Origin of the sequence: Streptomyces sp. NPDC007095, assembly GCF_040634475.1 — a bacterium.
In the GTDB taxonomy this organism is placed as follows: Bacteria; Actinomycetota; Actinomycetes; order Streptomycetales; family Streptomycetaceae; genus Streptomyces.
In genome coordinates this window covers 1-3,657 of sequence record NZ_JBEYFS010000447.1, presented here as the reverse complement: position 1 = coordinate 3,657, position 3,657 = coordinate 1, and the positions used below count along the sequence as shown (strand labels likewise).

Here is a 3,657-nt window from a genome sequence, read left to right as displayed (position 1 = left end):
GCCGGACGCGGCGCAGGGCCTCTTCGATGATCGGGTCGGAGTCGCCGTCGTTCCGTGCGATGCTGAGCTGCATCAGGTCCTCCAGTCAGGTCCTGGACAGCCCCGGAGGGTTCCAAGTCGCCGGGGCTGTCGTGCTGTTAGAGCGGGATGGTCCTCCGCGCTCTCCACCGCTCACCGATCGCCGAAGCGGGCGGTGAGCGACTGGGCAGCGCGGGGCTGCTGGATCTAAGGGGCGCGGTAGCGCGCCTGTCGCCTTCTGCAGGCGGTGCCGGGTCGGTTCCCGGTGCGTCATGTCGAGCTGTGACGCGCGCCGTGGTTGGTACGGCGCCTCAGCTGCGGCTTCACTCCACCGGATTGGTGGGTGCGACGGGCAAGGTCGGGCCGCTGGGGACAAGGCTTCACCCGGCTTGTCTCGGGGGCGATCTGTCTCATCTCGCCACATGCTTTGGGGCCACGCTGGTCGATCCGCTTGCCATCCAGCCGGTGGTGCATCGTGCTGGTCAGCTCCCGGTCCTTCCCCACGTTCCCGGTCGCCCGGAAACGGCTTTGCCTCGCGTAGGGGGAGAGCAGGCGTGCCTCTCGCGCCAGCCCTGCATGATCACTATTCAGTTCTCAAGAGAACGGCCGCTGCCTTTCACACCCCGCGAGCGGGGCCCCGAGATCGGGGGGTCCGGGCGGTACATCGGGGACCGAGGGTCCGGCTCCCTCATCCGGCGCCGCCCTGGGGGCGGTTCCGGGTGGGGGAGCCGGGTCCGTGAGGACCCGGCGGTGGATCAGGCCGCGAGCGGCAGATGCTCAGCGGCAGAGGCCGGCGGCGCGGTGCGCAGCTGCGCGGCGTGGGGGATGAGCGCGTCGACCAGGCGCTCGCGGACCAGCTCGGTGATCGAGGGGTCCGTCGCGAGAATGTCCTCAGCTGCGGCCCTGCGCGCCGCGAAGTCGTGGGCGACCTGGGCCTGCGCGGCCTTCCGACCCTTCTTGAGGCTGGAGGCGGCGTCCCAGCGGGCCAGCTCGCACGGGGTGACGAACTCGTGCATCTCCAGCGGCGTACCGAAGGCGACATCCAGGTCCAGGTCGGCGAAGTCGGGGAGCGGCACCTCAACCGCCTCCAGGAGCGCGAGCGTCTCAGTGTCGAAGTTCTCGGTGGCGAGGCCAGCGGTGGGGCGGCTGATGGTGTTCATGAGGTGGAGTCCCTTCGGGTTGACGGGCTGTGCGTTCCCGAGAAGTGGCAGGTGGGGGGCGTTTGCCGACCGTCGAACCTTGTCGACATACCTAACTTAGCTGATACAGTCTGGGCCGTGTCAAGCGGTTCGTTGAGGAAGCTATGGAAGCTAGCTAAGTCGAGGGGGTCGACCTACGATGTCGCTCATGACCAACGAGGCCACGCAGCCGTACCAGCGAATCGTGCAAGGCGTACGAGACAAGATCCGCTCGGGACGACTGCCTGCCGGCGAGAAGCTGCCCAGCACGCGGGAGCTGGCTGAGGAGTACGGCGTCGCGCCGGGCACGGTCCAACGCGCGCTCACCGAGCTGCGGTCGGCAGGGCTGATCTACTCCCACCAGGGACGCGGATCGTTCGTCACCGAAACGGCGAACGAGACCAGCGAGGACTCGACTGCCCGTGCCCTCAAGGCACTTGAGGCGCAGGTTGCAGACCTGGCCGCGCGCCTCGAAAGGATCGAGAAAGGCCGCGATGACTAACGCTGCTGTCCTCATCTCGATCCGCATGTCCATAGCTCCCTGATCGGTCTCGGCTTCGCTAAGGAAGTTGTAGGCCCGATCACGGAGCGCGTTCTAGGACTGACATGTGTCCAGCGGCTGGACACATCGATAGGAGACATGGAGGGGGATCAGCGTGGCGCAGAAGCCGAACGTTCTGACCCCGGAGGCATCGCCCCTGGATCGCTTCGGCTACACGGTTCGAGACCTCCGCGAGCGGAGCGGCCACACCCTGCGGAGCCTTGCGGAAGCCACCTTCTGCTCGTACTCCAAGCTGTGGAAATGGGAGAACGCGAAACGCGCTCCGAAGTACCGCTCGGAGGTCGAACAGCTGGACCGTGTACTCAACGCCCAGGGCCTGCTGATCGAGTTATGGCAGCGCATCGGCACGGACGGATCCCCGCAGGATCATGTGTCCGTTTCAGGGCTCCATGTGTCCGAATCATCTGTGGACCTGGCCACGGCCGCATCCCAGCGGGCAACGTCGGACGATGAGGGGATCTTTGTCCCCGCACGTCTACGGGATGGATCGGTGGTTTTCGTGGCACTCGATCGACGCGCGATGCTGCGTGGCGGGATGGGGCTCGGTGCAGCAGCTGCACTGGGCGGCGGGACACCGGCAGCCGCCAGCTCGCTGCCGGGCCTGACACGGCCTGCACGGTCGGCTGCCGCCTACAGCGGCACACCGGTGGAACACTTCCAGCGCGCACGCCGCCTGCTGATCGATAACGACAACCTCCTCGGACCCGGCCGAGCCATCGCGGCCGCGCGCCAGCACATCGAGGACATCAAGCATCTGCGTCAGGACGCGAAGGGCACGGACCGCCAGGCCCTCATGGAGCTCCAGACGCAGTACGCGGAGTTCGCTTCCTGGCTCTACCAGGACTTGGGCGACTTCGACAGCGCACAGTTCTGGCTTGACCGAGCGTTCCAGTGGAGCCACACCGTCGGGGACGGTGACCTGACCTCATATGTGATGGCACGCAAGGCACAGCTCGCTGGCGAGATGCGCGACCTGGTCGACGTCGTCGATCTCGCTGAAGCCGCGCAGCGCCTGGCCCGTCCCCGCAGCCGACTCGCCGCCGTCGCCAGGACTTACGAGTCGTACGGGCACGCGCTGCGCGGCGAGTCGACCGACAGCGAGCGCGCCATCGATGACGTACGCAACGCTCTCGACCGCGTCTCCGGCGACACAACCCCCTGGGGCGTGTGGCTGAACGAGCAGTACGTGGAGGTGCACCGGGCGCAGGGCCTGGAGGTGTTGGGCAAGCACGCGGAGGCCGCGGAGGTCTTCACCAGCGCCATCAAGGCACTGCCCGACGGTTACCACCGCGACCGGGGCGTCTACCTGGCTCGGGCCGCTGTGGCCCACGCCGGTGCTGGCGCCCCTGACGAAGCGGCCGCGGTCGGCCTTCAGGCCCTGACCGTAGCCAACGACACCGGCTCAGGCCGGATCGTCAGAGAGCTCACGCGTCTCGACAAGGCACTGGTGCCCTGGCAGCGCCAGCCCGAGGTCGCGGAGTTCCGCGCGCACTTCGACGGCATACTCGCCCACGAATCCTGAGCAGAACGGATCACACCACCATGACCACGCGTCCGTACGTCATCCTCTCCGCTGCCATGTCAGTCGACGGCTACCTGGATGACGCCAGCCCCGAGCGGCTGCGCCTGTCAAACGCCGCAGATTTCGACCGTGTCGACCAGGTCCGCGCGGAGTCCGACGCCATCCTCATCGGCGCGACGACCATGCGGAAGGACAACCCGCGCCTCCTGGTCAACAGCGAGGAACGCCGTGCTCAGCGCGTCGCCGACGGAAAGCCGGCCTACCCGCTCAAAGTCACGGTCACCCGGACCGGGGACCTCTCCGCAGACCTCAATTTCTGGCACCACGGCGGGGAGAAGTTGGTCGTCACAGTCGACGAAGCGGTGGAGAAGGTGGGC

The 3,657-nt window shown here is 67.4% G+C and carries 4 protein-coding genes; 3 read left to right on the top strand and 1 reads right to left on the bottom strand.

Going from position 1 to position 3,657, the window contains the following annotated elements; genetic code table 11:
* Nucleotides 1-773 precede the first annotated feature (773 nt).
* Nucleotides 774-1,178: a hypothetical protein gene (locus ABZ656_RS57005; RefSeq protein WP_360280502.1), complete on the bottom strand. Its 405-nt coding sequence runs from the start codon at nucleotides 1,176-1,178 to the stop codon at nucleotides 774-776.
* 187 nt (nucleotides 1,179-1,365) lie between these two features.
* On the opposite strand from ABZ656_RS57005, the gene ABZ656_RS57000 reads away from it, so the two are divergent.
* The 3 genes from ABZ656_RS57000 to ABZ656_RS56990 all read left to right on the top strand — a co-directional run.
* Complete coding sequence (locus tag ABZ656_RS57000) at nucleotides 1,366-1,698, top strand: GntR family transcriptional regulator (RefSeq protein ID WP_159025181.1); 333 nt, start codon at nucleotides 1,366-1,368, stop codon at nucleotides 1,696-1,698.
* A 154-nt stretch (nucleotides 1,699-1,852) separates the two neighbouring features.
* Entirely contained in the window at nucleotides 1,853-3,280 is a 1,428-nt protein-coding gene (locus ABZ656_RS56995) for a helix-turn-helix transcriptional regulator (RefSeq protein ID WP_360280497.1), read from the top strand.
* Between the two features lie 20 nt (nucleotides 3,281-3,300).
* Nucleotides 3,301-3,657: dihydrofolate reductase family protein (locus ABZ656_RS56990; RefSeq protein ID WP_360280494.1), on the top strand; the 357-nt coding region annotated here is incomplete at its 3' end.